General features: G+C 60.5%; 19 protein-coding genes. 15 read left to right on the top strand and 4 right to left on the bottom strand.

The window, feature by feature from the left end; all coding sequences use genetic code 11:
• The first annotated feature begins 11 nt into the window (after positions 1–11).
• From A5758_RS23000 to A5758_RS22970, 7 genes are all read left to right on the top strand, one after another.
• Positions 12–2,888 (top strand): RND family transporter, encoded by a 2,877-nt coding sequence (locus A5758_RS23000; protein WP_067745096.1) that lies wholly within the window; start codon positions 12–14, stop codon positions 2,886–2,888.
• 165 nt (positions 2,889–3,053) lie between these two features.
• Positions 3,054–5,969 carry an RND family transporter gene (locus A5758_RS22995; protein WP_067744866.1) on the top strand — a complete coding sequence of 972 codons (2,916 nt, stop codon included), beginning with the start codon at positions 3,054–3,056 and terminating at the stop codon, positions 5,967–5,969.
• A gap of 113 nt (positions 5,970–6,082) precedes the next feature.
• Complete coding sequence (locus A5758_RS22990; RefSeq protein ID WP_067744857.1) at positions 6,083–7,030, top strand: daunorubicin/doxorubicin resistance ABC transporter ATP-binding protein DrrA; 948 nt, start codon at positions 6,083–6,085, stop codon at positions 7,028–7,030.
• A complete protein-coding gene (locus A5758_RS22985) occupies positions 7,027–7,770 on the top strand; it encodes an ABC transporter permease (RefSeq protein WP_067744855.1) in 744 nt (247 codons plus the stop codon). Before A5758_RS22990 ends, A5758_RS22985 begins: the two co-directional genes overlap by 4 nt.
• A gap of 29 nt (positions 7,771–7,799) precedes the next feature.
• Complete coding sequence (locus A5758_RS22980) at positions 7,800–8,558, top strand: ABC transporter permease (RefSeq protein WP_067745090.1); 759 nt, start codon at positions 7,800–7,802, stop codon at positions 8,556–8,558.
• An 82-nt stretch (positions 8,559–8,640) separates the two neighbouring features.
• Complete coding sequence (locus A5758_RS22975) at positions 8,641–9,693, top strand: glycosyltransferase (protein WP_231987383.1); 1,053 nt, start codon at positions 8,641–8,643, stop codon at positions 9,691–9,693.
• Between the two features lie 10 nt (positions 9,694–9,703).
• Entirely contained in the window at positions 9,704–10,510 is an 807-nt protein-coding gene (locus tag A5758_RS22970) for a glycosyltransferase family 2 protein (protein ID WP_156622757.1), read from the top strand.
• A gap of 17 nt (positions 10,511–10,527) precedes the next feature.
• Here A5758_RS22970 and A5758_RS22965 read toward each other — a convergent pair whose 3' ends face one another.
• From A5758_RS22965 to A5758_RS22950, 4 genes are all read right to left on the bottom strand, one after another.
• Positions 10,528–11,259 carry an FkbM family methyltransferase gene (locus tag A5758_RS22965; protein ID WP_067744847.1) on the bottom strand — a complete coding sequence of 244 codons (732 nt, stop codon included), beginning with the start codon at positions 11,257–11,259 and terminating at the stop codon, positions 10,528–10,530.
• Positions 11,260–11,377: 118 nt separating this feature from the next.
• Positions 11,378–12,385, bottom strand: coding sequence for a GDP-L-fucose synthase (locus tag A5758_RS22960; protein ID WP_082939814.1), 1,008 nt, complete (start codon positions 12,383–12,385; stop codon positions 11,378–11,380).
• The gene (gene gmd, locus A5758_RS22955) at positions 12,349–13,371 is read right to left on the bottom strand and encodes a GDP-mannose 4,6-dehydratase (protein ID WP_067744842.1); all 1,023 of its coding nucleotides are present in this window, start codon (positions 13,369–13,371) and stop codon (positions 12,349–12,351) included. Before gmd ends, A5758_RS22960 begins: the two co-directional genes overlap by 37 nt.
• 252 nt (positions 13,372–13,623) lie before the next feature.
• Positions 13,624–14,517 (bottom strand): NADH dehydrogenase, encoded by an 894-nt coding sequence (locus A5758_RS22950; RefSeq protein ID WP_067744840.1) that lies wholly within the window; start codon positions 14,515–14,517, stop codon positions 13,624–13,626.
• Between the two features lie 800 nt (positions 14,518–15,317).
• Between A5758_RS22950 and A5758_RS22945 the strand changes: the two genes are divergently transcribed.
• From A5758_RS22945 to A5758_RS22915, 8 genes are all read left to right on the top strand, one after another.
• Positions 15,318–16,109, top strand: coding sequence for a class I SAM-dependent methyltransferase (locus A5758_RS22945; RefSeq protein ID WP_067744837.1), 792 nt, complete (start codon positions 15,318–15,320; stop codon positions 16,107–16,109).
• Between the two features lie 61 nt (positions 16,110–16,170).
• Positions 16,171–17,136 carry a GDP-mannose 4,6-dehydratase gene (locus A5758_RS22940; protein ID WP_067744833.1) on the top strand — a complete coding sequence of 322 codons (966 nt, stop codon included), beginning with the start codon at positions 16,171–16,173 and terminating at the stop codon, positions 17,134–17,136.
• Positions 17,133–18,236 carry a glycosyltransferase family 1 protein gene (locus A5758_RS22935; RefSeq protein WP_067744825.1) on the top strand — a complete coding sequence of 368 codons (1,104 nt, stop codon included), beginning with the start codon at positions 17,133–17,135 and terminating at the stop codon, positions 18,234–18,236. The genes A5758_RS22940 and A5758_RS22935 overlap by 4 nt, the downstream gene beginning before the upstream one ends.
• Before the next feature lie 774 nt (positions 18,237–19,010).
• Positions 19,011–20,327 (top strand): UDP-glucose/GDP-mannose dehydrogenase family protein, encoded by a 1,317-nt coding sequence (locus A5758_RS22930; RefSeq protein WP_067744814.1) that lies wholly within the window; start codon positions 19,011–19,013, stop codon positions 20,325–20,327.
• Between the two features lie 132 nt (positions 20,328–20,459).
• On the top strand, positions 20,460–21,101 hold the full coding sequence (locus tag A5758_RS25480; protein ID WP_082939812.1) for a methyltransferase domain-containing protein: 642 nt from the start codon (positions 20,460–20,462) through the stop codon (positions 21,099–21,101).
• Complete coding sequence (locus tag A5758_RS22925) at positions 21,098–22,093, top strand: methyltransferase type 11 (protein WP_067744809.1); 996 nt, start codon at positions 21,098–21,100, stop codon at positions 22,091–22,093. The genes A5758_RS25480 and A5758_RS22925 overlap by 4 nt, the downstream gene beginning before the upstream one ends.
• 414 nt (positions 22,094–22,507) lie before the next feature.
• On the top strand, positions 22,508–23,764 hold the full coding sequence (locus tag A5758_RS22920) for a glycosyltransferase (RefSeq protein ID WP_067744806.1): 1,257 nt from the start codon (positions 22,508–22,510) through the stop codon (positions 23,762–23,764).
• 228 nt (positions 23,765–23,992) lie between these two features.
• Positions 23,993–25,261 (top strand): glycosyltransferase, encoded by a 1,269-nt coding sequence (locus tag A5758_RS22915; RefSeq protein ID WP_067744804.1) that lies wholly within the window; start codon positions 23,993–23,995, stop codon positions 25,259–25,261.
• The last annotated feature ends 207 nt before the right edge of the window (positions 25,262–25,468 follow it).

Raw genomic sequence — 25,468 nt, 5'->3', positions numbered from 1 at the left:
GCGACGTCCATATGGCGGACGAACGCGCCAGGCCGCCATTCGTTGCGCGCATGATCCATAGGCTTTCGATTCCCATCATCTTGGGGTGGCTGGGGATCGCCGTCGTCGTGGCTATTGGCGTTCCCCCGCTGGAGCAGGTCGAGGCAGAGAATGCAGTCTCGCTGAGTCCGGTTGCCGCACCCTCGTTTAAGGCGATGGAGCACCTGGGCAAGGACTTCAAGGAAACCAATTCGGGCGCTTTGGCCATGATCGTCTTGGAGAGTCAGCAACCCCTCGGCGACGAAGCGCACAAGTACTACGACCAATTAATTCGTCAATTGCGAGCCGACACGAAGCACGTCCAAAACGTCCAGGACTTCTGGGGCGATCCGGTCACGTCGAAAGCCGCGGAAAGTTCCGACTCAAAGGCCGTGTACGTGCAGGTCCAACTTTCCGGAAGCCAGGGCGGGGCCTCGGGAGACCAATCGGTAGCAGCAGTTCGACAAATAGTGGCGCGGACACCCCCGCCGAATGGATTAAAGGCCTATGTTACGGGCCCCGCACCGACAGTTGCGGACATGAACATCGCCGGTCAAAAGACCGTCATGCTGGTCACCGTTACGAGCCTCGCGGTGATCTTCATTACCTTGCTCTTCGTCTACCGGTCGATCACGACCGTAATCCTCCTGTTGCTGATGGTCGGGCTCCAACTGCAAGTGGCGCGAGGCATAGTGGCTTTCCTTGGTCATCTTCAGCTATTGGGCCTCACTACCTTCGCCGTCAACCTGCTGGTCGCCGCGGTCATCGCGACGGGAACGGACTACGGCATATTCTTCGTCGGGCGATATCAGGAAGCGCGTCAAGCCGGCGAAGACCGGGAAACGGCTTTCTACACCACATTTGGCGGGGTGGCCAAGGTTGTCTTGGCTTCGGGGCTGACGATCGCCGGGGCGGTTTTCTGCCTCAATTTCACCCGGTTGCCCTATTTCCAGCCACTGGGCATCCCTTGCGCCATTGGCATCACGGTTGCGGTTCTAGTTGCCCTCACGCTCGCGCCGGCACTTCTTGTGGTCGGCGGCCGTTTCGGCCTGTTCGACCCGAAGCGGGTGATTACGACCCATCGTTGGCGGCGGATTGGCACGGCGATCGTTCGATGGCCGGCACCCATTCTCGTCACGACCTTAGCGGTTGCACTTATCGGTCTATTGACCCTGCCTAATTACAAACCCAGCTATGACGATCAAAAATTCATTCCCGATGATATCCCCGCAAGTGTGGGAAATGCCGCCGCACAGCGCCACTTTCCTCAATCGCGAACGATGATGCCTGAGATTTTGTTGCTCGAGAGCGATCATGACCTACGCAATCCGGCCGATATGATCGTCCTGAATAAGGTAGCCAAGGGCGTTCTTGCGGTTCCGGGCGTTTCCACCGTGCAGTCAGTAACCCGGCCCGAGGGCATCCCGCTCGAGCACACGACGATCCCCTGGATCGTGAGCATGTCGCAGGCGAGCCAGCAAGTAAACATGGCGTTCCAGAAGGACCGCATGGATGACATGCTGAAGCAGGCCGAAGAGCTGGCGCAAATGATCCAGATCATGCAACACATGTACGGCCTGATGAAGGAACTCGTCGCAGTGACCCATCACATGGTCGGCAAAACGCATGAGATGGAAGAGATCACCGAGGAATTGCGTGGGCGCCTTGCCGATTTCGAAGATTTCTTCAGGCCGGTTCGCAGTTACTTCTACTGGGAACGGCACTGCTATGACATTCCAGTCTGCTTCGCGATAAGAAGTATATTCGATGGACTCGACGGCGTTGACGAGGTTACCGACAAGCTCAAAGAGCTAGTGGCGGACTTGGATCAACTCGACGTGCTGCTGCCGCAAATCGTCGTGCTGCTGCCACCCATGATCGAAACCATGCAGAGCATGCGGACCATGATGCTGACGATGCACAGCACCATGGCCGGCGTCATGGGCCAGATGGAATCGCAGGGCAATAATTCGGCCGCGATGGGGCAGGCTTTCGACGCATCCAGGAACGAGGATTCTTTCTACCTGCCACCGGGAATTATCAATGACTCGGAGGCCTTCAAACGGGTCGAGAAGATCTTTATGTCGCCCGACGGAAAAGCTGTCCGTATGCTCATTTCGCAAAAGGGCGATCCCGCGACGCCGCAAGGCCTTTCGCGCGTGGAGCCCATTAAAACGGCGGCCGAGGAGGCGCTCAAGGGAACCCCGTTAGAGGATGCCAAGATCTACCTCACCGGGACCGCGGCTATCACGAAAGACATCGTGGACGGCTCCAAATGGGATCTCTTGATTGCTGGGGTCGCCGCAATCTGCCTCATTTTCATCATCATGCTGATCATGACGCGAAGTTTTATTGCCGCGTTGGTGATCGTCGGTACGGTGTTGCTTTCAATGGGCGCGTCCTATGGGCTGGCGGTGCTCGTCTGGCAGAATCTTCTTGGCCTACAACTGCACTGGACGGTGCTGTCGACATCCGTGATCGTCCTCTTGGCGGTGGGATCCGACTACAACTTGCTGCTGGTCTCCCGGATGAAGGAGGAATTGGCCGCTGGTATCAACACCGGCATTATCCGGGCGATGGCCGGAACCGGCAAAGTGGTGACGAATGCGGGTCTGGTGTTTGCGTTCACCATGGCTTCGATGGGGGTGAGTGACCTGCGCAGCGTCGCTCAGACGGGCACGACGATCGGGTTGGGTCTGCTGTTCGACACGTTGGTCGTACGCGCATTTATGACGCCGTCGGTCGCCGCGTTGCTGGGACGCTGGTTCTGGTGGCCGCAACGAGTGCGTCCGCGACCCGCCAGCTCATTGCTTCGGCCGTTGGGGCCCCGCCCGTTGGTTCGTTCGTTGTTGCTCAAGCAGCCGTTGTAACTGGCGGACTTCCACTTCCAGGACAGGGACCGCGACCGTGGGGAACATCGTGACACAGCACATTAGGGACGACATTCGCCGCTGCGCCGACGTGGACGGTGTGGTCAAGGCTGCGAGGATCGCGCACCAACTGAATGCTCGCGATACCTGGCTGTTGAGGGCCGAATGAGCAACGAACACGCTCGAGCCCCTTTCGTCGCCCGGAGCATCCGCCGACTTTCGGTGCTCATCATCCTGGCGTGGGTGGCGCTGACGTTGCTTGTGACTTTCGGTGTTCCATGGTTGGAGACGGTCGGCCGAGAGCATTCCGTGCCATTGGCTCCGCAAGATGCACCGGCGGTACAGGCCATGCAGCGCATGGGAAGGGACTTCAAAGAGTCCGATTCGGACAGTATTGCGATGGTCGTGCTGGAGGGGCAGCAGCGCCTCGGCGACGACGTTCACAACTACTATGACCAACTGGTCCGCGCCCTAAAAGCAGACCCGAAGCATGTCGAGCATGTGCAGGATCTCTGGGGAGATCGACTGACGGCGGCGGGCGCGCAGAGTGACGATGGCAAGGCCGTTTATGTGCAACTGAATCTTGCCGGCAACCAAGGCACGACCTTGGGCCAGGACTCCATTGCCGCAGTACGCAATATCATCGCGCGGACACCACCGCCTCCGGCACTCAAGGTTTATGTCACCGGGCCATCAGCGCTCTTATCGGATATGCAGCAGGCTGGTGACAGATCCATTCTGAAGATGACCGCAGTTGGCGCGCTGATAATTTTTGTGGTGCTGCTTTTCGTCTACCGGTCGGTCCTCACCGTAATTCTGTTGCTGGTCACCGTGGGGATCGAGGTCCTTGCCGCCAGGGGAATCGTTGCGTTCCTCGGCGATCATAGTCTCGTCGCGCTCTCCACTTTTGCCGTGAACTTGCTGGTGGCGCTCGCAATGGCCGCCGGAACCGATTACGCGATATTCTTCTTCGGTCGATATCAAGAGGCACGTCAGGCTGGCGAGGACCGGGAAACTGCCTTCTACACCACCTACCGCGGGGTGGCTCCGGTCGTATTGGGTTCGGGCTTGACGATCGCCGGGGCGATGTTGTGCTTGGGCTTTACCCGCATGCCCATTTTCCAGACCATGGGTATGCCGTGCGCCGTGGGCATGCTCGTGGCGGTCGTGATCGCGCTCACGCTGGTTCCCGCGGTGCTCACCATCGGGAGTGGCTTCGGCCTATTCGACCCCAAGCGGATTCTCGCGTTCGGTCGATGGCGCCGGATCGGTACGTCGATTGTCCGCTGGCCCGTGCCCATCCTCGCGGCGACGATAGCAATCGCAGTGGTCGGGCTGTTGACATTGCCCGGCTACCAGACGAGCTACAACAACCGACTCTACATGCCCAATGACATAGCCGCGAATGTGGGATACGCGGCTGCCGATCGCCATTTCTCTCAATCACGAATGATGCCCGAAATCGTGATGATCGAATCAGATCACGATATGCGCAATCCCGCGGATTTCCTGGTCCTGCACAGACTAGCTAAGGCGATATTCAAAGTTCACGGCATCTCTCGGGTGCAGGGCATAACCCGTCCCGAGGGCACGCCGATTCAACACACGTCAATACCATTTTTGCTGCAAATGCAATATGCGGTTATGCAGCAAGATCAAAAATACATCAAAGACCGTACGAACGATATGCTCAAGCAGGCGGATATGCTGACTTATCAGATCTCGATGATGAAGCGCATGTACGAACTGCAGAAGCAGATCACCGCTATAACTCACGACTCGATCGGCAAAACTAAAGAAATGAGCGCCGTTATAGCTGAGATCAGGGATCACTTGAGCGATTTTGAGGACTTTTACAGGCCGATTCGAAGTTATTTCTACTGGGAGCGGCACTGCTACGATATCCCCATATGCTGGTCACTCAGGAATGTGTTTGACACACTCGATGGGGTCGATACACTGAGCGATAAGCTAGGCGAGCTCATTGTCGATCTAAACAAGATGGACGTGCTGTTGCCCCAGTTGCTCGAGGTCTTCCCGCCGACCATCGCAGTTGCGGAAGACGCGCGAAACATGCTCCTGACGGCCTACAGCACCATGTCCGGAACGCTTGGCCAAATGAATAACCAGAAAGAGAACGCCACCGCTATGGGGGCGACGTTCGACGCCGCCAAAGACGATGATTCCTTTTTCCTACCCCCCGACATCTTCAACAACGCGGACTTTAAGCGTGCGATGAGTCAATTTTTGTCCCCGGACGGTAAGGCGGCTCGATTCATCATTTCGCACAAAGGCGATCCCGCGTCACCCGACGGCCTCGCTCGTATCGATAAGATCAGGACGGCTGCCGAGGAGGCGCTCAAGACGACACCGCTGGAGCCTTCCAAGATCTTTATCGCCGGCACCGCGTCGACATTCAAAGACTTCCGTGATGGCTCCACATACGATCTCTTTATCGCGGGTGTCGGGGCGCTCTGCCTTATTTTCATCATCATGCTGATCATCACGCGAAGCTTTGTGGCCGCACTGGTTATTGTTGGCACGGTGGCCCTTTCGCTCGGCTCATCGTTCGGGCTTTCGGTACTGATCTGGCAATACATTCTGGGCATCAACTTGTACTGGATGGTGCTGCCGATGTCTGTGATCGTCCTGCTGGCGGTGGGGTCCGACTATAACTTGCTGCTAGTGTCCCGGATGAAAGAGGAAATAGCCGGCGGTATAAATACCGGCATCATTCGTGCGATGGGTGGTACCGGTAAAGTCGTGACGAATGCGGGCCTGGTGTTCGCGTTCACGATGGCCTCGATGGCGGCCAGCGATCTGCGGATTATCGGCCAGGTGGGTACCACCATCGGCCTGGGGCTATTGTTCGACACCTTGATCGTCCGCTCGTTCATGACACCGTCTATCGCCAGGCTGCTGGGACGTTGGTTCTGGTGGCCGCAGATAGTTCGTCCGCGCCCCGCGAGCCAAATGCTTCGGGCGGAGGGACCGCGTCCGCTGGTGCGTTCGTTGCTGTTGCACGGTGGCGGACACGACGATGACGCACCGACAGCCGAAATTCCGCGGCCGTCCGTCTAGGAGCCGTCGGTCTAACCGCCGCAGCGGAGAAGGTTAGCTATGTCTCGGATAGTGTCGTCCTCCCCTACGAATATGGCCAACATGCGTGCAACCACCATGAAATACTCGCCACTGTGAGTCCACTGGCGATCGAGGTTGACGGCCTCACAAAGACATTCGGGAAGAGCACGCCAGCGTTGCGTGGCGTGAGCTTCTCGGTCCCGGAGGGGACGGTGTGCGGCCTTCTCGGCCACAATGGCGCCGGCAAGACGACCACCATCAACATCCTCTCCACGCTGATCCGGCCGACTTCGGGTCGTGCCACCGTCGCCGGATACGACATCTCTCGCGAGCCCGCCCGGGTGCGTGCGAGCATCGGGGTGGCCGGCCAGTTCGCCTCGATGGACCCGCTGCTCAGCGGCCGGGAGAACCTGGTGTTGTTCGGCCGGTTGCGTGGCCTTCGTCGCAGGGAGGCAAATGCCCGCGCTGGCGAGCTACTTGAGCAGTTCGACCTCGTCGCGGCCGCCGACCGGCGGGTGTCCACCTATTCCGGAGGCATGTGGCGACGCGTCGACCTCGCCAGCGCCCTAATGGTGCTTCCGAAGGTGCTCTTTCTAGACGAGCCGACCACGGGGCTGGACCCCCGCAGCCGCCGTACCGTGTGGGCCCTGGTGAGCTCGTTGGCCCGTCAGGGCATCACCGTGTTGCTGACCACGCAGTACTTGGAAGAGGCCGATGTGCTGAGCGATTCGATCGTCGTCATCGGCCATGGAGAGGTGATAGCCAGCGGCACCGCCGAGGAGCTCAAGAGCCGGGTGGGTACGAGCTACTGTGAGGTGACTCCGGCCAATCCGGCTGATCTGCCTCAGGTCGCGGCGGCACTGGCAGGCTTGGACGGGATCGATGTCGACGCCGACACGAACTCGGTGTCGGTGGTCGCACCCGACGGGCTGGCGACTCTGGGCGAGGTGTTTCGCCGGGTCAATGCGATCGACATCGAATTCGCCGATATCTCGCTACGCAAACCCTCGCTCGATGAGGCGTTCCTGCACCTCACCGAACGAGCTGTCATCAAATCATGAGCGCCCTGGGTGCCCTCACCGAACGCTCGTTGATCTCTTCGGTCCGCGATGGCGGGATGGTCTACGAAATGGCGTCGCCCGTCGGGTATTTAGCAGGGTTCAGCGTGGCGCTGCGCGGCTTGGTTGACACCGGCCGGGTCAGTTATGCGCAGTATCTCCTGCCTGCGGTCGTCGTGCAATCGGTCGTTTTTGTAGCCCTGTTGACCGGGGACCGCGCGGCACGTGATCGCTTGTCTGCCCTGGGCGAGAGGTTGGCGACGCTGCCGATGGCCGCAGCGGTGCCCGTGAGCGCCCGCATGGCGGCGACCCTGATGCGGGCCACCCTTACCCTCTTGGTTGCTTTGATCGCCGGTTATGCCTTCGGATTCCGGATGACCGGCGGCCCAGTCTATGCGCTGGCATTTGTTTTCGTCGCGTTGCTGCTCTGCCTAGCCGTGGCGTTGGGTGCCGATGCGCTGGGGTCGAGTTCAAGCAGTTTGCAAGGGGTCAGCCACGTGCTGTTCGTCCCCCAGCTGCTGCTGTTCATGCTCTCCACCGGAATCGCCCCGGAAAAAACCTTTCCTGGCTGGCTGCGCCCGTACGTGCGCAACCAGCCGGTGTCCCAGGTTGCCGAGACGCTGCGCGGCTTGGCAGGTGGGCACGTTGCGGTCAGCAATTTGGCCGCCAGCGCGGTTTGGTGCGTGGGCATGGTGCTGGTGTTCGGCGCGATCACGCTGCGGATGCAGAGGCGGGCTCGGTGACGTCGCGGTCCGGTGTTCAAGGCTCGCTGCTGGCCCAAAGCTGGGTGCAAGCCGGTCGACTCTTTACGCGGTGGCGGCGTGACTATGGTGTGCTGTCGGGATCGCTTCTGTTTCCCATCTCCCTGATGCTGATCTACCAAGTGGTGCTGGGCGAGCGGGTGCGCGCAGTCACGGGCGTCGACAGCGTTTACGGCTTGGTCCCGCTGTGCGCAGTGCTGTCCGCTTTATTCGGTGCCCTGGGCGGCTCAGTCGGCATACAAATCGAGCGTGAGGTGGGGTTGCTCAGCCGGATGTGGGTGATGCCGGTTCACCGGGCCAGCGTGCTCGTCGGACGTATGGCCGCCGATGTAGTGCGGGCGCTCCTCGGGACGGTCCTGGTTACCAGCGTTGGGATCGTATTAGGGCTGCGCTTCACGCACGGCTGGTTGACGGTGCTGATTTACGTGCTGATTCCGTCGATAACCGTGGTCGGGTTCACGGCATTGGTGATGGCACTGGCCGTCCGCGCCAACGGCCGAGCCGTCATGACGTGGTTGGTAGGCGTCACCGTCTCGCTGGGGTTTCTCAATCCCGGTACCACTCCCATCGGGCTCTACCCGGATTGGCTTCGACCACTGGTCCGCTTTCAACCGATGTCGCCGCCCATCGAAACGATGTGGGCGCTGGCCCACGGCGGAGAGCTGGTGTTGCCTCTGGCGATGACACTCCTTTGGGCGGTGGTGTTGCTCGCGGCGTTCATTCCACTCGCCGTGCGCGGCTATCGCCGCGCCGCCGAGTCCCGCTCGTGAGGCGTTGCCGGTGGAGGGCCCAGCAGGAGCCCCCTGACGAGGACGTGCGGGTCCTTGCCGTCGTTATGGAAGGAGGCCGGCGCTGACGGAAGAGACGGGAACGAACTCCCCCAAGGTGAGCATCGTAACGACCACGCATAACCAGGAGGCCTACGTCCGCCAGGCATTCGACAGTTTTGTCGCTCAGCAAACCGACTTCCCCGTGGAGGTCGTCGTCGCCGACGATGCCTCGACCGATGCGACGACGATGATCATCGGGGAGTACGTCGAGCGCTACCCTCAGCTATTCCGGCCGATCTTTCGGCCCGAGAACCTCGGGCTCAACGCGAACCTCGTCGGGGCCCTGTCGATCGCTCGCGGCCAGTATGTTGCGCTCTGCGAGGGCGACGATTTCTGGACCGATCCCCTGAAGCTCAGCAAACAGGTAGCATTCCTCGACCAGCACCCGGACACAGCGGTGTGCTTCCATCCGGTACGAGTGATGTGGGACGACGGTCGCGCTGACGATTCGAAGTTCCCCCCGATCTACCTGCGGGGCAACCTCAGCTTAGAAGCCCTCCTCTTGATGAACTTCATCCAGACCAACTCCGTCATGTACCGCCGCCTCCAGCGCTACGACGACATCCCCCGCGACATCATGCCCCTGGACTGGTACTTACATGTCCTGCACGCGGCCCATGGCGACATCGCTATGCTGCCGGAAACGATGGCCGTCTACCGCCGACACGCAGAAGGCATGTGGCACAACCAGGTTGTGGATCCGCCAAAGTTCTGGTTGACGCAAGGTCCCGGGCATGCGGCGACGTTCGATGCCATGTTCGACCTGTTCGAGGGCGACACGGTGCGCCAGCAACTCATTGCCGTGATGGCCGACTGGATCCTGCATCAGATCGCCAAGGTCCCGGGTCCCGAAGGTCGCGCCGCACTCGAGAAAACCATCGCGCAACACCCGCGGTTCGCAATGCTTGCGCTGCAACACCACTGGGCGACGCCCGCGCAGCGGCTCACGACCATAAGGCGCAGGCTGCTTGCCGTTGCGCCGAGCCGACGGGGACTTGCCGACGTCTGGCCATCCGGTCCCAAACGCCGAAGAAGCACAAACAGTCCCGCGGGGCCGGGCAGCAACAAATGTTAGGGGGAAGTTGGTGATGCCGGCTCCGACCATCTCGGTGATAACGATCTCATTTCGCGATTTAGACGGGCTCAAGCGGACGGTGGATAGCGTGCGGGCTCAGCGCTACGGCGGACGCATCGAGCACATCGTCATCGACGGGGGGTCCGGTGACGACGTGGTGGCGTATCTGTCCAAGTGTGAGCCGGGATTTGCGTATTGGCAGTCCGAGCCCGACGGCGGAAGGTACGACGCGATGAACCAGGGCATCGCCCACGCGTCCGGTGATCTGCTGTGGTTCATGCACTCCGGCGATCGATTCTCCGATCCCGACGCGGTGGCTCAGGCCGTGGAGGCAATCTCGGGCCGGGGCCCCGCACGCGAAGTGTGGGGCTTCGGCATGGATAACCTGGTCGGCCTCGGGCGCGTCCGTGGCCCGATACCCTTTAGTCTCCGCAAGTTCCTCGCCGGCCTGCAGGTGGTTCCGCATCAGGCGTCGTTTTTTGGGTCATCGCTCGTGCGCAAGTTAGGTGGCTACGACCTCGATTTCGGAGTCGCCGCCGATCAAGAGTTCATTTTGCGAGCTGCGCTGGCGCGGGAGCCGATTACGATCCGGCGCGTGTTATGCGATTTTGACACCACCGGTGTTGGTACCAATCGCCACCCAAGCGTGGTGTTCCATGACCTGCGCCGCATGTGGGACTTGCATGGCCGGTATCCCCTGGGTGGCCGGCGAATCTCGCGGGCTTATCTGCGCTCCTGGCAGTACTACCTGCGCTTCCTGGAATACGTATTCACACAAGAAACCAAACGCCGTCAAATCTGCCATCCAAGCGAGTAGCCGTCCGCCCGGGATCCTCAATCATCCTCACGGAAGAAGATCCCGTCAGCCTGCAACATCCGCCCGTCGCGAGGGTCGGTGAAACCGGGCAACAAACCCGTCAACGTGAAGCCGAAGGAATACACGAGGTCGAGCGCCTCACGAATGAGCATGCCGCCTTCGTACAGGGGCAGGAAGGACAGTTCGAGTTGCATGCCGAGGCAACGGTCACCCACCGTTTGCTTGCCGCCGGCGATGACCTGCTTCTCGAATCCCTGGACGTCGATCTTCAGGAAAACCTTGTCCGCCGGCTGCAGCAATTCAGTCGCCACCGAATCGAGCCGGTGTATCGGGACCTCTTCCGTTCCAACATAATTCGCCGGAGGAAAGGCGTCCTGATGGCTCTTCAACATCGGCAAGATGGAACTACTTGCGCCGGCGTTGCCGGCGACGTTTATCGAGATGGTGCCGTCAACGTCACCCAGGGCGCACCGCCGGCAGTGCCAAAGTGGGTCCTTCAATGCGTTACGTTCCAGCAGCGAGAACGGTCCCGATAGGGGTTCGAATGAGATGATCCGGCCCGTGTACGCCGCCATCCTGAGGTCGGTGGCGTATTGGCCAGAATTGGCCCCGACATCGAAGACGACGCTTATCCCACGCGACTCAAGTTGCTTAACGAACTGACGCTTCGCGCCCTTCTCCGAATAAGGACGCGACACTTCGAAGGTGGTGCTACGTGCAATCAAACCCCCACGGCGGAACAAATCCACGGCGTCACACTAACACGCAAGCAGCGGTCGGCAAGGTTGGCAACCGACGCGCTCCTCCCCCGCTTGCCGTCGTTACTCTGACCGCCCCGCGTCCTAGCACCAAGTCACCGGAGCGCATTCATTTTCTCGCCGCACCGGACTTCGCGCGATACCAAGCCACGGTTGCCTCGATGCCGTCGCGCAGCGCAATCTGGGGCGACCATCCAGCGTTCCGCAATACCGAAACATCTAGCAATTTCCGCGGTGTTCCGTCAGGTTTTGTTGCATCCCAACGGGTTTCGCCGGTGTAGCCCACCGCGGCGGCCACCATCGCGGCGATCTCGCTGATGGTGTGGTCGATGCCGGTGCCGACGTTGACGTGATTCGGACCGTCGAAGTGTTCAAGAAGGTATAGACAGGCGCTCGCCAGATCGTCGACGTGCAGCAACTCACGCCGGGGGGTTCCGGTGCCCCAATTTGTCACCTCGCCGGCGCCGCCAGCCATGGCCTCCTCATACCTGCGAATGAGCGCCGGTAGCAGATGCGAGCCTGAAAGGGAAAAGTTGTCATCCGGTCCGTACAGGTTGGTTGGCATCGCAGAAATCCACGCCAGTCCATGTTGACGTCTGACCGCCTGGACCTGAAGGATGCCGGCGATTTTGGCGATCGCATATGCCTCGTTCGTGGGCTCTAGGGGACCGGTGAGCAGCGCACTCTCCTTCATGGGCTGCGGCGCGTGTTTCGGGTATATGCACGACGAGCCCAGGAATAGCAGCCGCGGCACCCGGGCGGCGACGGCTGCATCCAGCAAGTTGACCTGGATCTGCAGGTTTTGGGACAAGAAATCGACCGGATAAGCGTCGTTGGCCATGATGCCGCCGACTTTTGCTGCCGCGTCGATGATGACCTGAGGCCTGGACTCCAGAACGAAATCGAACGTCGCAGCTCGATCCGTCAGGTCAAGTTGATTGTGTGGCCGCACAAGAACATTGGCGAATCCCTCCGCGTGAAACTTTCGCAACAGGGCAGACCCAACCAACCCGCGGTGCCCGGCGATAAATACCGGCAATGCCCGGTCAAGGACGCCCACCGACGTGTCCACCGTGCTGCTCAGGCCCAACCGGGCAGCATTGGCTTGTCGATCCATGGCTTGCCATCGCACTCCAACGCCGCAACGTCCGCGTCGACCATGATCCGCGCGAGTTCGCCGGTGTGGACAGAGGCCTTCCATCCGAGCGATTGGGCGGCCTTGTTCGCGTCGCCGATCAGCGAATCCACCTCGGTGGGCCGCAGATAGCGTTCGTCGAACTTCACATATTTCTGCCAGTCGAGCCCGGCATGGTCAAATGCAGTCTGAGCGAACTCACGCACGGTGTAGCCGCGCCCGGTGGCCAAGACGAAGTCCTCGGGCTCGGGGGCCTGCAGCATCCGCCACATCCCCTCGACAAACTCCGGCGCATAACCCCAGTCGCGGACGGCGTCCAGGTTTCCCATGTAGACGTCTGCCTGGAGCCCGGCTTTGATCCGTGCCACGGCCCGGGTGATCTTCCGGGTCACGAATGTCTCTCCCCGACGCGGGGATTCGTGATTGAACAAGATGCCGTTTACCGCAAACAATCCGTAGGCTTCCCGATAGTTGCGGGTCGCCCAGTACGCGTAGACCTTCGCCGCGCCATAGGGCGATCGTGGATAGAACGGTGTTTGCTCGTTTTGCGGCGGCGGAGACGCGCCGAACATCTCCGACGAGGACGCCTGATAGAAGCGGCAGTCCACCCGCGAGAGCCGGACAGCTTCAAGCAGCCGGATCGATCCCATACCCGTGGTGTCGCCGGTGTGCACCGGTTCGTCGAAGCTGACGCGCACATGCGACTGGGCTGCAAGGTTGTACACCTCGTCGGGGTCGATGGTGCTGAGCAAAGTCACCAAACGAGTGCCGTCGCTGAGGTCACCGTAGTGCAAGAACAGCCGTGCGTCCGGCTGGTGCGGATCGACGTAAAGGTGATCGATCCGCGACGTGTTGAACGTCGATGCGCGACGGATGAGCCCGTGGACCTCGTATCCCTTGCTCAGCAGCAATTCAGCAAGGTACGAACCGTCCTGGCCGGTGATTCCGGTTATGAGCGCTCGCTTCACTCGGTACCTACTTCTGCAGATTCATGCTTGTCCCCACGCGTCCCATAGCCCAGCGTGGACGTCTCACTCCTCGTTGTATGCCACGACGGCGGGACATCCAATAGTAGTTGTCGAGGCAAGTGAGATGTTGCTACCGTGCCTGGCCAATCCCTGAGCAAACCGATTGGACTCAAGCTTTCCGACCAGCGGAGTCTGGGAATCGCCGCCGGAAGGCACCGACCAATAGCCAAGATGCGCTGGCAAGAACGCGGCTTATAGCTGTTCTTCAGCGCCCGTCCGCGTGTTAACCACTGGCAATCCTCTAAGCGAAGCCAGCCGGCGCTCACCACGGAGGTAGGTCCGCAGGCCATTGCTATCCATTGGGCTCCCGAACCTGGAAACCACATGGCCTTCCTTCGCGGAAAGGGGCTTGAGGCCATGCGGCAGTTCGGATCGGACGAAGTAGGCATTGTTGCCCGCGCTATTGCTGCCAATGAAGTCGTATCCCTTGGATTGGGCCAGATTGCAGAGTGCGGGCAGAGAGGCACCGAAGTACAGATTGCTAGCGCGTTCCCCCCTACAGAACTTCGGGTCATAAGGAATCGTGACCGCGTGCTCCGCTCCGAACACGCTGTTGTATTCGATGATGGCGATCGCCGGGCGTACAGCTGTTAGGGCACGCCACACCCAATAGTCATTGCCGTCTATATCGATATGCAAAATGCCGATGTCCCCCTCAAACCCGTGATCCAACAGCAACTGGTCGATGTTCTCTGCGGTCACGAAGGCGCATTCGCTCTGAAGGTCATGCCGCCATGAGAGCTGATCACGTCTAATGAAGTCGACATGTTGACTGGAGCCATCCATGACTAGGCCTCGCCAGTTGTTGTTCATGAGCAGGAATCTGGTGTTCGCCTCCTGGTAGTTTCCCACCCCAAATTCTACGAACGTGTCAGTGACGCCCGAAAGCCGGTGAATGAGCCACTGGATAATGCCGTCGTCTCCAAATTGGCTAAAGATTGAGAACTCCACATCGGAGAGGCTTTCAATTGACTTCAGCTCCCGCACCCGCCATGCCAACTGGCGACCGATGAGAGCGCGCTGCTTCTCCTCACCCGACTTCAGAAGTTCTGTCCATATAGCGAATGGGTTCAAGTAAAGTTTCACGTTTATCCTATTCTCACCAGCGTGCGCTCACACCGTTCGGAGCTGAAAGACCGTCGGATGTCCGGGATGAAGGTGACTGCGATATCGACGCGGTCTTGGTCACTTTACTCGCCACCTCCCATTAGCGTGCCGCCACCGTCATTGTCAATCCGTTGAAGCCCATCAACACATCCGACGCGCAACTCATGTGGTGCGCAGTTTGGCGCCAGCGCACCACCGACCCCCGCGCTAAGCTCGCCCGACGCCTTTGGCGCAATGCGGATCGAACTCGATTACGCACAGTTGCCCAATCCAGCGCGTATCAGGCAAGCCGGGTGGTCGGGCCGCGTCGACACAGAGTGCGCAACCGCGCCTTGCGCGAGAATCGATCGCCGAGTCACTGAACCGCTACCGCAGGCCGATCACGGCTAGAGGCTCGTCGGCGATCGCACCGGACCTACCCTGCCGGATCGAAAAAATTTGGTTCCTGGCGGGAAGAGCCGGGCGTAATCCGCGAGTGTACGACCTGGGCCTGGTCAGCAAAGCGCCCTGCAAGTCACGTATCACGGGCACCGCCGTAAATGAAGAGGGTTGCCGCCGGGAGAGATCTCCTGCCAGTACCAGAAGGAGGGTAAGAAGTCACCCTACAATCAGTGTGTGCCACTCCATCGCTCTCGCGATCGCTCGGCCAGCGCATAGTTGTCACGACGGCGCGTCTGCGTTCGGGAGGCTTGCCCGTCTCACTGAAAGTGCCGTAGGTTCGGGTTGTCCTGCTTCCGCAATTGCTGACTAGCGGGAGGCGCTCAGAAGGGTTTGATGCCGTGCAGTGCCGCATCTGCAGTTCGAGCACCAGGCTGGCGTTCAGACAGAAGGTGCTGAGCAAGTACGACTCCGCGTTCTATTTCTGCGAGAACTGCGGTGGCTTGCAGGCCGAAGACCCCCATTGGCTGGACGAAGCGTATACGAGCCCCGTGGCGTCGGCGGATACCGGAATCCTGTGGCGCAACTTCCACTTGGCCCGGACGACGTCGGTGCTCCTTTACTTTCTCTTTGATCGACACGGCCGGTTCCTTGATGCGGCCGGGGGCTACGGCATTTTCACCCGCCTGATGCGCGATATCGGCTTCGACTACTACTGGACCGACAAGTACTCGCCCAACCTGACCGCCCGCGGCTTCGAGGCGGTCCCGAATTCCGGCGGCCCATATACGGCTGTCACCGCGTTCGAAGTGATGGAGCATCTCCCCGACCCGGTCAGTTTCGTGGCCGAGCTCCTCGAAACAACGGGCACCGACACCATCATCTTCACCACCGAACTCTTCAGCGGCGACCCTCCCGCACCGGAGGCGTGGTGGTACTACGCCTTCCCCACCGGCCAGCACATTACCTTCTTTCGGCGATCGACCCTGGAGTTCATCGCGAAGCGCTTCGATATGCGCTTCTACTCCTCCGGTATGCTCCACATCTGGACACGAGCAAAACTCAATCCGCTGGCCTTGCGTGCGCTTACTTCGCCGATCGCGGTGAGCCTCCTCAACGGCGTGCCACGGCGCGCGCTCGAGTCCCGAACCATGGCTGACCACGAGAGGCTAATAAGGGCCAATGGAGGTTAGTGCTTCGCACACGCCTACGCATACATGTCGAGGGCTCGCTGAAGCGGGATAGAGAAGCGGCATGAGAGCGCTCATCTGCGGCATTTCGGGTCAGGACGGCGCCTACCTGGCGCGCCTGCTGCTCGACAAAGAATACGAGGTATTCGGCACATCGCGCGACGCACAGATCGGTCGGTTCGCGAATCTCACACGACTGGGCATACGCGACCGCGTGCACCTTGAGTCCATGGCTACCAATGACTTTCGCAGCGTGCTGAACGTGCTACGGACCACCGCTCCAGACGAAATCTACAATCTGGCCGGGCAAAGTTCGGTCGGGCTGTCGTTCGAGCAGCCGGTGGAAACCCTCGAGAGCATCGCCATCGGTACAATCAACCTGCTTGAAGCAATACGCTTTTTGGACAGGCCGGTTCGCTTCTACAGCGCCGGCTCCAGCGAATGCTTCGGAGATACGGGCGGCCACGCGGCGAACGAGCAGACCCCTTTCCACCCTTGTAGTCCCTACGCAGTAGCCAAGAGCACCGCCCACTGGCTGGTCGCAAACTACCGCAGCGCATATGGGCTGCACGCAAGCACCGGAATTCTGTTCAATCACGAATCCCCGCTGCGACCTGAGCGTTTCGTAACAAAGAAGATCGTGGCAGCGGCGGCCCGCATCGCCGCCGGCGAGCGCTCCCGTCTCACATTGGGCAACATCCGTATCAAACGCGACTGGGGATGGGCGCCCGAATACGTTGACGCCATGTGGCGCATGCTGCAGCAGCCCACCGGCTCTGACTTCGTGATCGCGACGGGTGAGAGCCATACCCTCGAGGAGTTCGTGGAGACAGCGTTCCGAGAGGTGGGACTCGACTGGCGCGCTCATACGGACCTTTCGGAGGCATTGAGGCGCCCTTCGGATCTCGCCGAAGGACTCGGCGATGCCTCTATGGCACGCGAACTATTGGGCTGGTCGCCGCGTTACCGCATGAGTGATGTCGTCAAGGCAATGGTGAAGGCCGAGCTCGCCGAGACGGAGCGCCCATGAAAGTTGCGTTCGACCATCAAATCTTTTCAATGCAGCGATATGGCGGCGTTTCACGCTATTTCTTCGAGCTTGCAACCCGCCTTCCTGACCATGGGGTGTCGGAGGCATGCGTCGTCGCTCCGTGGTACATCAACAACTACCTGGCTGCTGATTCTGGCCGCCGGATCACACGTGGTCGCTACATTCGCGGGAAGCCGCGCACCTTGGCCGGTATTCCAATCGTCCATGTCGGGAACCAGCTCGCCGCCCCCCTGGCATGGCGGGGAATTAATCCGGACATTGTGCACGAGACATATTTCGCTCCAAGGCCTTTCGGTAAGGGCCAGCGCCGCGTTGTGACGGTCTATGACATGATCCATGAGCTATTTGCCGCCGAGTTTCCCGACGCCGCACAGGTGACCGCTGCCAAACGCGCGGCGGTCAATCGCGCCGACCATGTGATCTGCATTTCTGAAAACACTCAACGGGACCTAGTGCGTCTATATGAGATCGATCCGGCGCGAACAAGCGTGGTTCACCTCGGGTACTCGATGACCACAGAGTTGGATGCCGCGAAGGTTGATAGCGGCGAGCCCAAGCCCTCGCTCCTGTACGTGGGGCACCGCGGCGGCTATAAGAATTTCAGGACCCTGCTTCAGGCCTACGGCAGCTCGCCTTTATTGCGGGAGTTCGAGTTGATCGCTTTCGGCGGAGGCCCGTCGCTCCCCCAGGAGCAAGACGAGATTCAGCGGTTAGGCATCACGGACCGCGTGCGCTTCGAGTCGGGGTCGGATCGGGACCTGGCGCTACGCTATCGGGCGGCCGCCGCGTTCATCTGTACGTCGATGTACGAGGGTTTCGGCCTCCCTCCGCTCGAAGCCATGAGTCATGGCTGCCCCGTCGTGTGCAGCACCGGCGGTTCACTCCCGGAAGTGGTCGGAGATGCCGGGATTTATTTCGACCCCGCGAGTGCGGATGACCTGCGCGCGGTTCTGGAACGTGTTGCGACCACAGAGGATTTGCAGACCGATCTTCGGGCGCGCGGATACTCACGCATCTCCGCCTTCTCGTGGGACAAGTGCGCGGCGGAAACCGCGCAGATCTACCGCCAGATCGTGTGACCGCCGTTTGGTCCGAACCGCGGCGCTTCCCCACGCGGTGTCGGTGCGGCTTGAGCGCCTGATGGTGCACATCATCCACCACTGGTCGGACCACTTCGACTTTCTGTTCAGGTGCGGAGCGTTTCTGTTCAGGTGCGGAGCGTCTAATCGGGATCGACTTCCCAGCTGGCAATCACATTGTCGGGCACCGGGCGCGCGGACTGAATGACCGCCTTGCGCCCCACCAACTCCGTCTGGGCATAATCCTCGATGCCAGCTCAGACCAGCTGCTCGGATTTTCGCGCGAACGCCGTAAAGGAAGTACGGGTCTGTGTCGACGGCGATAAAATCCACCCCAAGCCTGGCCGCCTGGTAGGCGGACCCACCCGAGCCGAACTCGAGGTACCGTTTTGCGCGCCCCAATCGCTCGAGGAACCAGGCGGTGGATTCCGGACTGTCGAAGTGCGGCATGTCCGGCACATGGAGCCACCCTGGCCGCTGGCGTACCGCGAACGCAATCCGCTCCCGAAACTTTGTCACTCCGAAAGCCCCCTTCCAGGCCGAAACTCTGCCGGGGCGGGTTGCGCTGAGGGAGAGATCTGCGAAGGAGACATAGGCGTGGATTGGCTCGACACGGTGGCCTGTTAGCCCTCGCGGCGGCATCGGAAGGCGGGGATTCGAGGCGAACGCGGAGAAAAAGTGCGTGAGATCGTTTATGAAGGCTATAGGGGGATCGCAGGTTGATCCGCGCTTGTGAGACATGAGCACGATCGATAGAGAAGCGAAGAGGTTAGCTTGAAGATTTCGGTGATCGGATCCGGCTACGTCGGCCTCGTCACGGGTGCCTGCCTGGCTGACAGTGGTAACGAGGTCATCTGCGTTGACATCGATCAGGCCAAGATAGACCGGCTGCTGGCAGGAGAAGTCCCGATCTATGAGCCCCGCCTGGCTGAGCTGATCGAAACGGACCGGGAGAACGGGCTCATCGACTTCACGACCGACGTGCGGCGCGGAATCGAACATGCAGACGTGATCTTCATCGCCGTGCCAACGCCGATGGGCGAGGGGGGCGCGGCCGACCTCGCCCACGTCTATTCAGCGGCCGATGACATCGCGTGTCATATGGACCGCTACAAGGTCGTCGTCAATAAGTCGACCGTCCCTGTCGGCACCGCCGACGAGGTTCGAGCGATCATCCGCAAGAAGACCAAACACGAGTTCGACGTCGTGTCGAACCCCGAATTTCTGAAGCAGGGCAAAGCGGTCGCCGACTTCATGCAGCCCGACCGCGTGGTGATCGGCGGCGACTCGGAGCGCGCCCTCGATATCATGCGAGAGCTCTACGAGCCGTTCCTGCGCACCTTTCATCCCCTGATCGTCATCGACATCAAGAGCGCCGAGATGGCGAAGTACGCCGCCAACTCCTTTCTCGCGACGAAGATTTCCTTTATCAACGAGATCTCGAACTTATGCGAGAAGGCCGGCGCCGACATCTCGGCGGTGCGGGAGGCCATCGGGGCCGATAAGCGCATTGGCTATGACTTCCTGTTCCCCGGGATCGGCTATGGCGGCTCTTGCTTGCCGAAAGACGTTCAGGCCCTTCTCCATACCGGGGAGGCTCTCGGGTCGGACATGCGTCTGCTGCGCGCGGTCGAGCAGGTCAATCAAGAGCAAAAGGTCGCTCTCGTATCCAAGATCGTCACCCGTTTCGGGGATGAGTCGTCCCCGAAGAGTCTGCAAGGCCAACGCATCGCGCTCTGGGGCCTCAGCTTCAAGCCACGAACCGACGATGTGCGCGAGGCACCCTCCTTAATCATCGCGAAGAGGCTGGTCGAGCTCGGGGCACTGGTGCGGGCCTTTGATCCTGAAGGAACCGAGCAGGCGAAAAAAGCGCTCGGGGAGTCGATCGAGTACGCCGAGAACATGTACGACGCAGTCGAGGGCGCCGACGCGTTGCTCCTGCTCACGGAGTGGAAACAGTTCCAGCGACCGTCATGGCAACGCGTCAAGTCGGCCATGCGTGGCTACGTGGTTTTCGATGGCCGCAACATCTACGACCCTGAGCGCCTGCGGGCCGAGGGCTTCGATTACTACGGCATGGGCCGGATTTAAGGCACTCAGATGAGAGCTTTCGTCAGGGCGGCCGCCGGCCTCATGAGGTCCCACCTCTGGGACCGCCTTCTCGCCGCCGCGGCGTCGCGGTTCTGGGCCTCGACAATGAGCGTCACAACAAGGAAATAAGTCATGAGATTTAGTGAACTACCGTCACTTCCTTTTGTAAATTTATATGCCGGCGATATTCCTGACACGCCGGAATACCGCAGTAGCAAAAAAGTGGGTCTGTCTCTGGCGCAAGAAAATGAATGGCACATTCGCCACGATGTCTCAAAGCCGCTTCCCATCCCGGATGGCTCCGTTGACATCTACCAGTCCGAGGATGTTTTTGAGCACATAACCTATGAGAAAATTCCCGCTACAATATCTGAAATATACCGAGTTCTGAAATATGGCGGGCTTTTCCGGTTGTCAGTTCCCGACTATCGGTGCGATATTCTGGTTGAGAGATCAATCAAAGATCCGAGGGGCAATATTATATTCGACCCGTTCGCCGGTGGAGCATATAGGCGGCGGTTTTTGGCTTTTGGGAAGAAAAGAGTCACGAGGGGTGGACATGTCTGGTTTCCGCGATATGAAACCGTGGTTGACCTCTTCAGCGATACCGAGTTTTCTTCGATCGAATTTCTCCACTATTATGATCAAAAGGGAACTCCCCATACCAAGCCCATTGACTATACAAAAGGTTTTGTTCAAAGAACCCCCGACCATGACACTCGCGTGTCATCCCCCTACAGGCCAATGTCAATAGTGGTTGACTGTATCAAATGATCAACGAATCAGGTTCCATCCCAATTATCTTCATCGTGTTCAACCGGCCCGACGCCACCAGACAGGTCTTCGAGGCAATCAGAGCCGCGAAGCCCAGGGAGCTCTTGGTGATCGCCGACGGCCCCCGCGCGCATAGGCCTGAAGAGGCCGAGAAATGCGCGACGACGCGCGCGATAATCGATGGAGTCGACTGGGACTGTGAAGTTCACCGGAATTTCTCCGAGTCCAACCTAGGCTGCCGTCGTCGCATCTCCTCGGGCATAACCTGGGCATTCGGGCTCGTCGATAGGGCAATAATACTGGAAGACGACTGCATGCCCTCGGTCTCGTTCTTCCACTACTGTGCCGTCCTGCTCGACCGGTACGAGCAGGACGAGCGAGTCATGATGATCTCCGGAAATAACTTTCTGTTCGGGCATGGCGAGACGGCGGATAGCTATTACTTCTCTCGGTATCCGCACGTGTGGGGTTGGGCCACCTGGAGGCGAGCCTGGGACAAATACGACCCCGACATGGCGCAGTGGCCGCAGATAAGAGACAGGAAGCTGTTCGACCAGTATTTCCCGAAGTCGATCGAGCGCTACTACTGGGAGTCCATTTTCCAACACGTTTACGACGGCAACATCAATAGTTGGGCCTACCCGTGGACTTACAGCATATGGGCAAACTCCGGCCTTTGCGTTAGCCCTGCCCGCAACCTGGTCCGGAATATCGGCTTCGATGCCGAGGCGACGCACACGAAGTGGGACAAAATCTACACTTCGCTCTCTTCGCTGGGCGCCGAGGAGCTGCACCTCCCCCTCACCCATCCGGCGACCCTCCTGGCAAGCTCTGACAAGGACCAACTCGAGGCGAGGCTCCGTGCTGCTCGTTCAAGGGGCCCACTGCATACCTTGAACAGATACATCGCCGTGCTCAAGGTGCGAGCCAGGAGGGCGACTGGGCGTGGTCAGTGGCCCGACCCCGGGTTGCTGTTCCGCGGCGGCGGCTGAGGGTCGATGCCGCAACCGTTGTCGGCATGGAACTGGAGGGAATCATGGCCGCGAGGAAGCGGCACAGTCGACGACACACTGGCTTGTGCCTCGGCAGCGTGGTCGGGCGCGTCAACGGACCCGAATTAACTTGCAACGCAGTGGCCTGCGCCTGGCCGATGTCTTATGACTGGGAGCAGTCAGACTTGGCCGTGGGCCAAGGATTTCTCCACCCCGAGCACAACCTCCCCCTGGATCCCCTCGCGAAGCATGCACATCGGCGGGTTGGCAACCGCCGCCTCCCAGGCGACACCACGGCAAGAGGATCCCCCAACATACATTCGGACCGGCGGCGAACGCCCAGCCGGCCGTCGAAGAGCCAGACATAATGACCACTGGCGTCGCCGCGCTCACAAACGAAAGGCAGGATTTGTCGTGAAATTTGCGCTGGCAAGCTACGGAAGCCGCGGGGATATCGAGCCCTGTACCGCTGTCGGCCGCGAACTGCTGCGCCGCGGGCATGAAGTGCGGATGGCCGTCCCGCCCAACCTGGTTGGCTTGGTCGAGACCGCGGGGCTTGAGGCAGTCGTCTACGGGCCGGATCAGCCAGAGGGGTATTGGGACGTGGATTTCCTCCGCAAGTTCTGGAAGATCCAGGATCTGATCAGGATGTGGCGGGAAGCTCAGGAGCTCCTTGCCCAGGCGTGGGCCGAGATGAGTACCACGCTGACAGCGCTGGCGGAGGGGGCCGACCTGCTGTTAACCGGCCCCGGTTTCCCGGGGATCCCCGCGAACGTCGCGGAGTACCACAACATTCCGTTGGCCACGCTGCATTTCTTTCCGATGCTGCCCAATGGCCAACTCTTTCCGGTCCTGCCATCACCGTTGATCCGCTTCGCAATGACGATGCTGGACGGGTTGCAGTGGCACGTGACGAAGAGGGCCGAGGACGCGCAACGCCGTGAATTGGGCCTACCGAAGGCTACATGTCCTGCGCCGCAACGGATCACAGAACGCGGAGCGCTGGAAATCCAGGCCTACGACGAAGTGTGCTTTCCCGGGCTGGCAGCTGAATGGGCGAAATGGGCCGACCAACGGCCCTTCGTTGGCACGCTGACGATCGAGTTGGGGACGGATGCCGATGACCAGGTCGCGTCGTGGATTGCCGAGGGAACACCGCCGATTTGCTTCGGCTTCGGCAGCACGACGGTCCAATCTCCCGCCGCCACGGTCGAAATGATCAGCGCAGCCTGCGCGCAGTTAGGTGAACGGGCGTTGATTTGCTCCGGTTCGAGTGACTACAGCGACGTGCCGCATTTCGACCACGTCAAGGTGGTGGGCGCGGTGAATTACGCGGCGGTCTTTCCCGCCTGCCGCGCGGTCGTGCACCACAGTGGCGCGGGCACCACGGCCGCAGGCCTGCGCGCCGGAGTCCCCACGTTGAGCCTCTGGAGCATGGGCGATCAAAGGATCTGGGCGACTCAGGTCAAACGACTGAAAGTGGGCACCGCCCGGCGCTTTTCGGCCACTACCCGCGAATCGCTCTTTACAGATCTGCGCCAAATCCTTGCCCCCGAATATGCCGCACGAGCCCGCGAGATCGCCACCCGGATGACCAAACCCGCCGAAAGCATTGCCGAAACCGCCGACCTTCTGGAAAGGTTCGTCGGCCCGGGGCGCTCCGACTACTAGTTGGCAAGGCGGATTGCGGCGGCGTGAGTTGATTGGACCAGCCACCGGGGCGGAGAGCAGCATCGCCAACGTCGTCCGCACCCATGGGGCGAACACCGGCCGCGCCGGCACCCGGCGGTGTGGCTCGAAAACCAACGTCGATCGCCCAGCCGACAAATAAGGAACCGGAATAATGACCGATACCCATGAAGCCGCGGACGCGCGGTAACTGCAAGGCTAGGATTCGTGATGAAATTTGCCCTGGCCAGCTATGGGACCCGCGGCGACGTCGAGCCTTCCGTCGCCGTCGGGCGCGAACTCATACGCAGAGGACATGATGTCCGCATCGCCGTGCCGCCCGAGCTGGTGAGCTTCGCCGAGTCGGCTGGACTGACGGCGGTCCCCTACGGACCGCAAGTACAGGAGTTTCTCAATGAGGAGTTCCTTCGCAATATGTGGAGAGACTTCTTCCGCAGCGCCTGGACAATCCGTGGTCCGATCAAGGTCGTGCGCAGAGTCTGGGAGCCCATCGTCCGCTACTGGGGCGACGTGAGTCTGACGCTGATGTCGCTGGCGGACGGAGCGGACCTGCTATCCACTGGCCTAAATTTTGAACAAGCCGCCGCCAACGTAGCGGAGTATTACGACATTCCGTTGGCCACGCTGCATCATTTTCCGATGCGGGCCAACGGTCAGCTCGTTCCAAGCGCGCCATCGATGCTGGTCCGCTCTACGATGACGGCGGTCGAGTGGCTGTTTTGGCGCTCGACCAAGAAGGCCGAGAACGCGCAGCGCCGTCAACTGAACCTGCCGAAGGCACGGCGTCGCTCGACGCGACGGATCGGCCAACGCGGTTCGCTGGAAATCCAGGCCTACGACGAGGCGTGCTTCCCCGGCCTAGCGGCCGAGTGGGCGAAATGGGACGATAGGCGGCCTTTTGTCGGTGCCTTGACGATGGAGTTGACGACCGAGGCGGATGAGGATGTCGCATCGTGGATCGCCGCGGGAACACCGCCAATTTGCTTCGGCTCGGGCAGCATACCGGTCGAGTCTCCGGCCCAGACTGTCGAAATGATCGCTAAGGCTTGCGCGCATTTGGGTGAGCGGGCGTTAATCTGTTTTGGAGGAACGGATTTCAGCGGCGTCCCGCACTTTGACCACGTCAAAGTGGTGGGCGTGGTGAACTACGCCGCCGTCTTTCCCGCCTGCCGGGCGGTCGTCCACCATGGCGGGTCCGGGACCACAGCCGCAAGCATGCGCGCCGGTGTTCCCACGTTGATCCTGTGGAGCTCCGCCGATCAGCCTTACTGGGGGAATCAAATAAAACGGCTGAAAGTGGGTACGGCCCGGCAGTTTTCGCTCACCACCCAGGAGTCGCTGGTCGCAGACCTACGCCAGATCCTCGCCCCCGAATACGCCGTTCGGGCCCGCGAGCTCGCCGCCCGAATGACCCGACCCGCCGACAGTGTCGCCAAAGCCGCCGATCTCCTAGAAGATGCCGCCCGCCCCAAGGCATAGCCGGCAATGAGGCAAGCCCAAGTCCGACAATGCCGTACCTCGGTATCTCGCCTGAAGAGGGCGTGTTAATCCCCCGGCGTAGCCGTGCCGCCCGCCCCCAGATGAATTCATTGGCGCCCCCAATGGAGTGCTTACCCGGCCTGCCGGCCGCAATTCGTACGAGTTATTTGCGCCCATCAGCGCTTTTAGCGGCGGCGACCAACTCCG

The sequence above is a fragment of the Mycobacterium sp. 852014-50255_SCH5639931 genome (assembly GCF_001665605.1).
GTDB classification, from domain to species: domain Bacteria; phylum Actinomycetota; class Actinomycetes; order Mycobacteriales; family Mycobacteriaceae; genus Mycobacterium; species Mycobacterium paraffinicum.
This window is presented reverse-complemented; position numbering and strand designations above follow the sequence as displayed.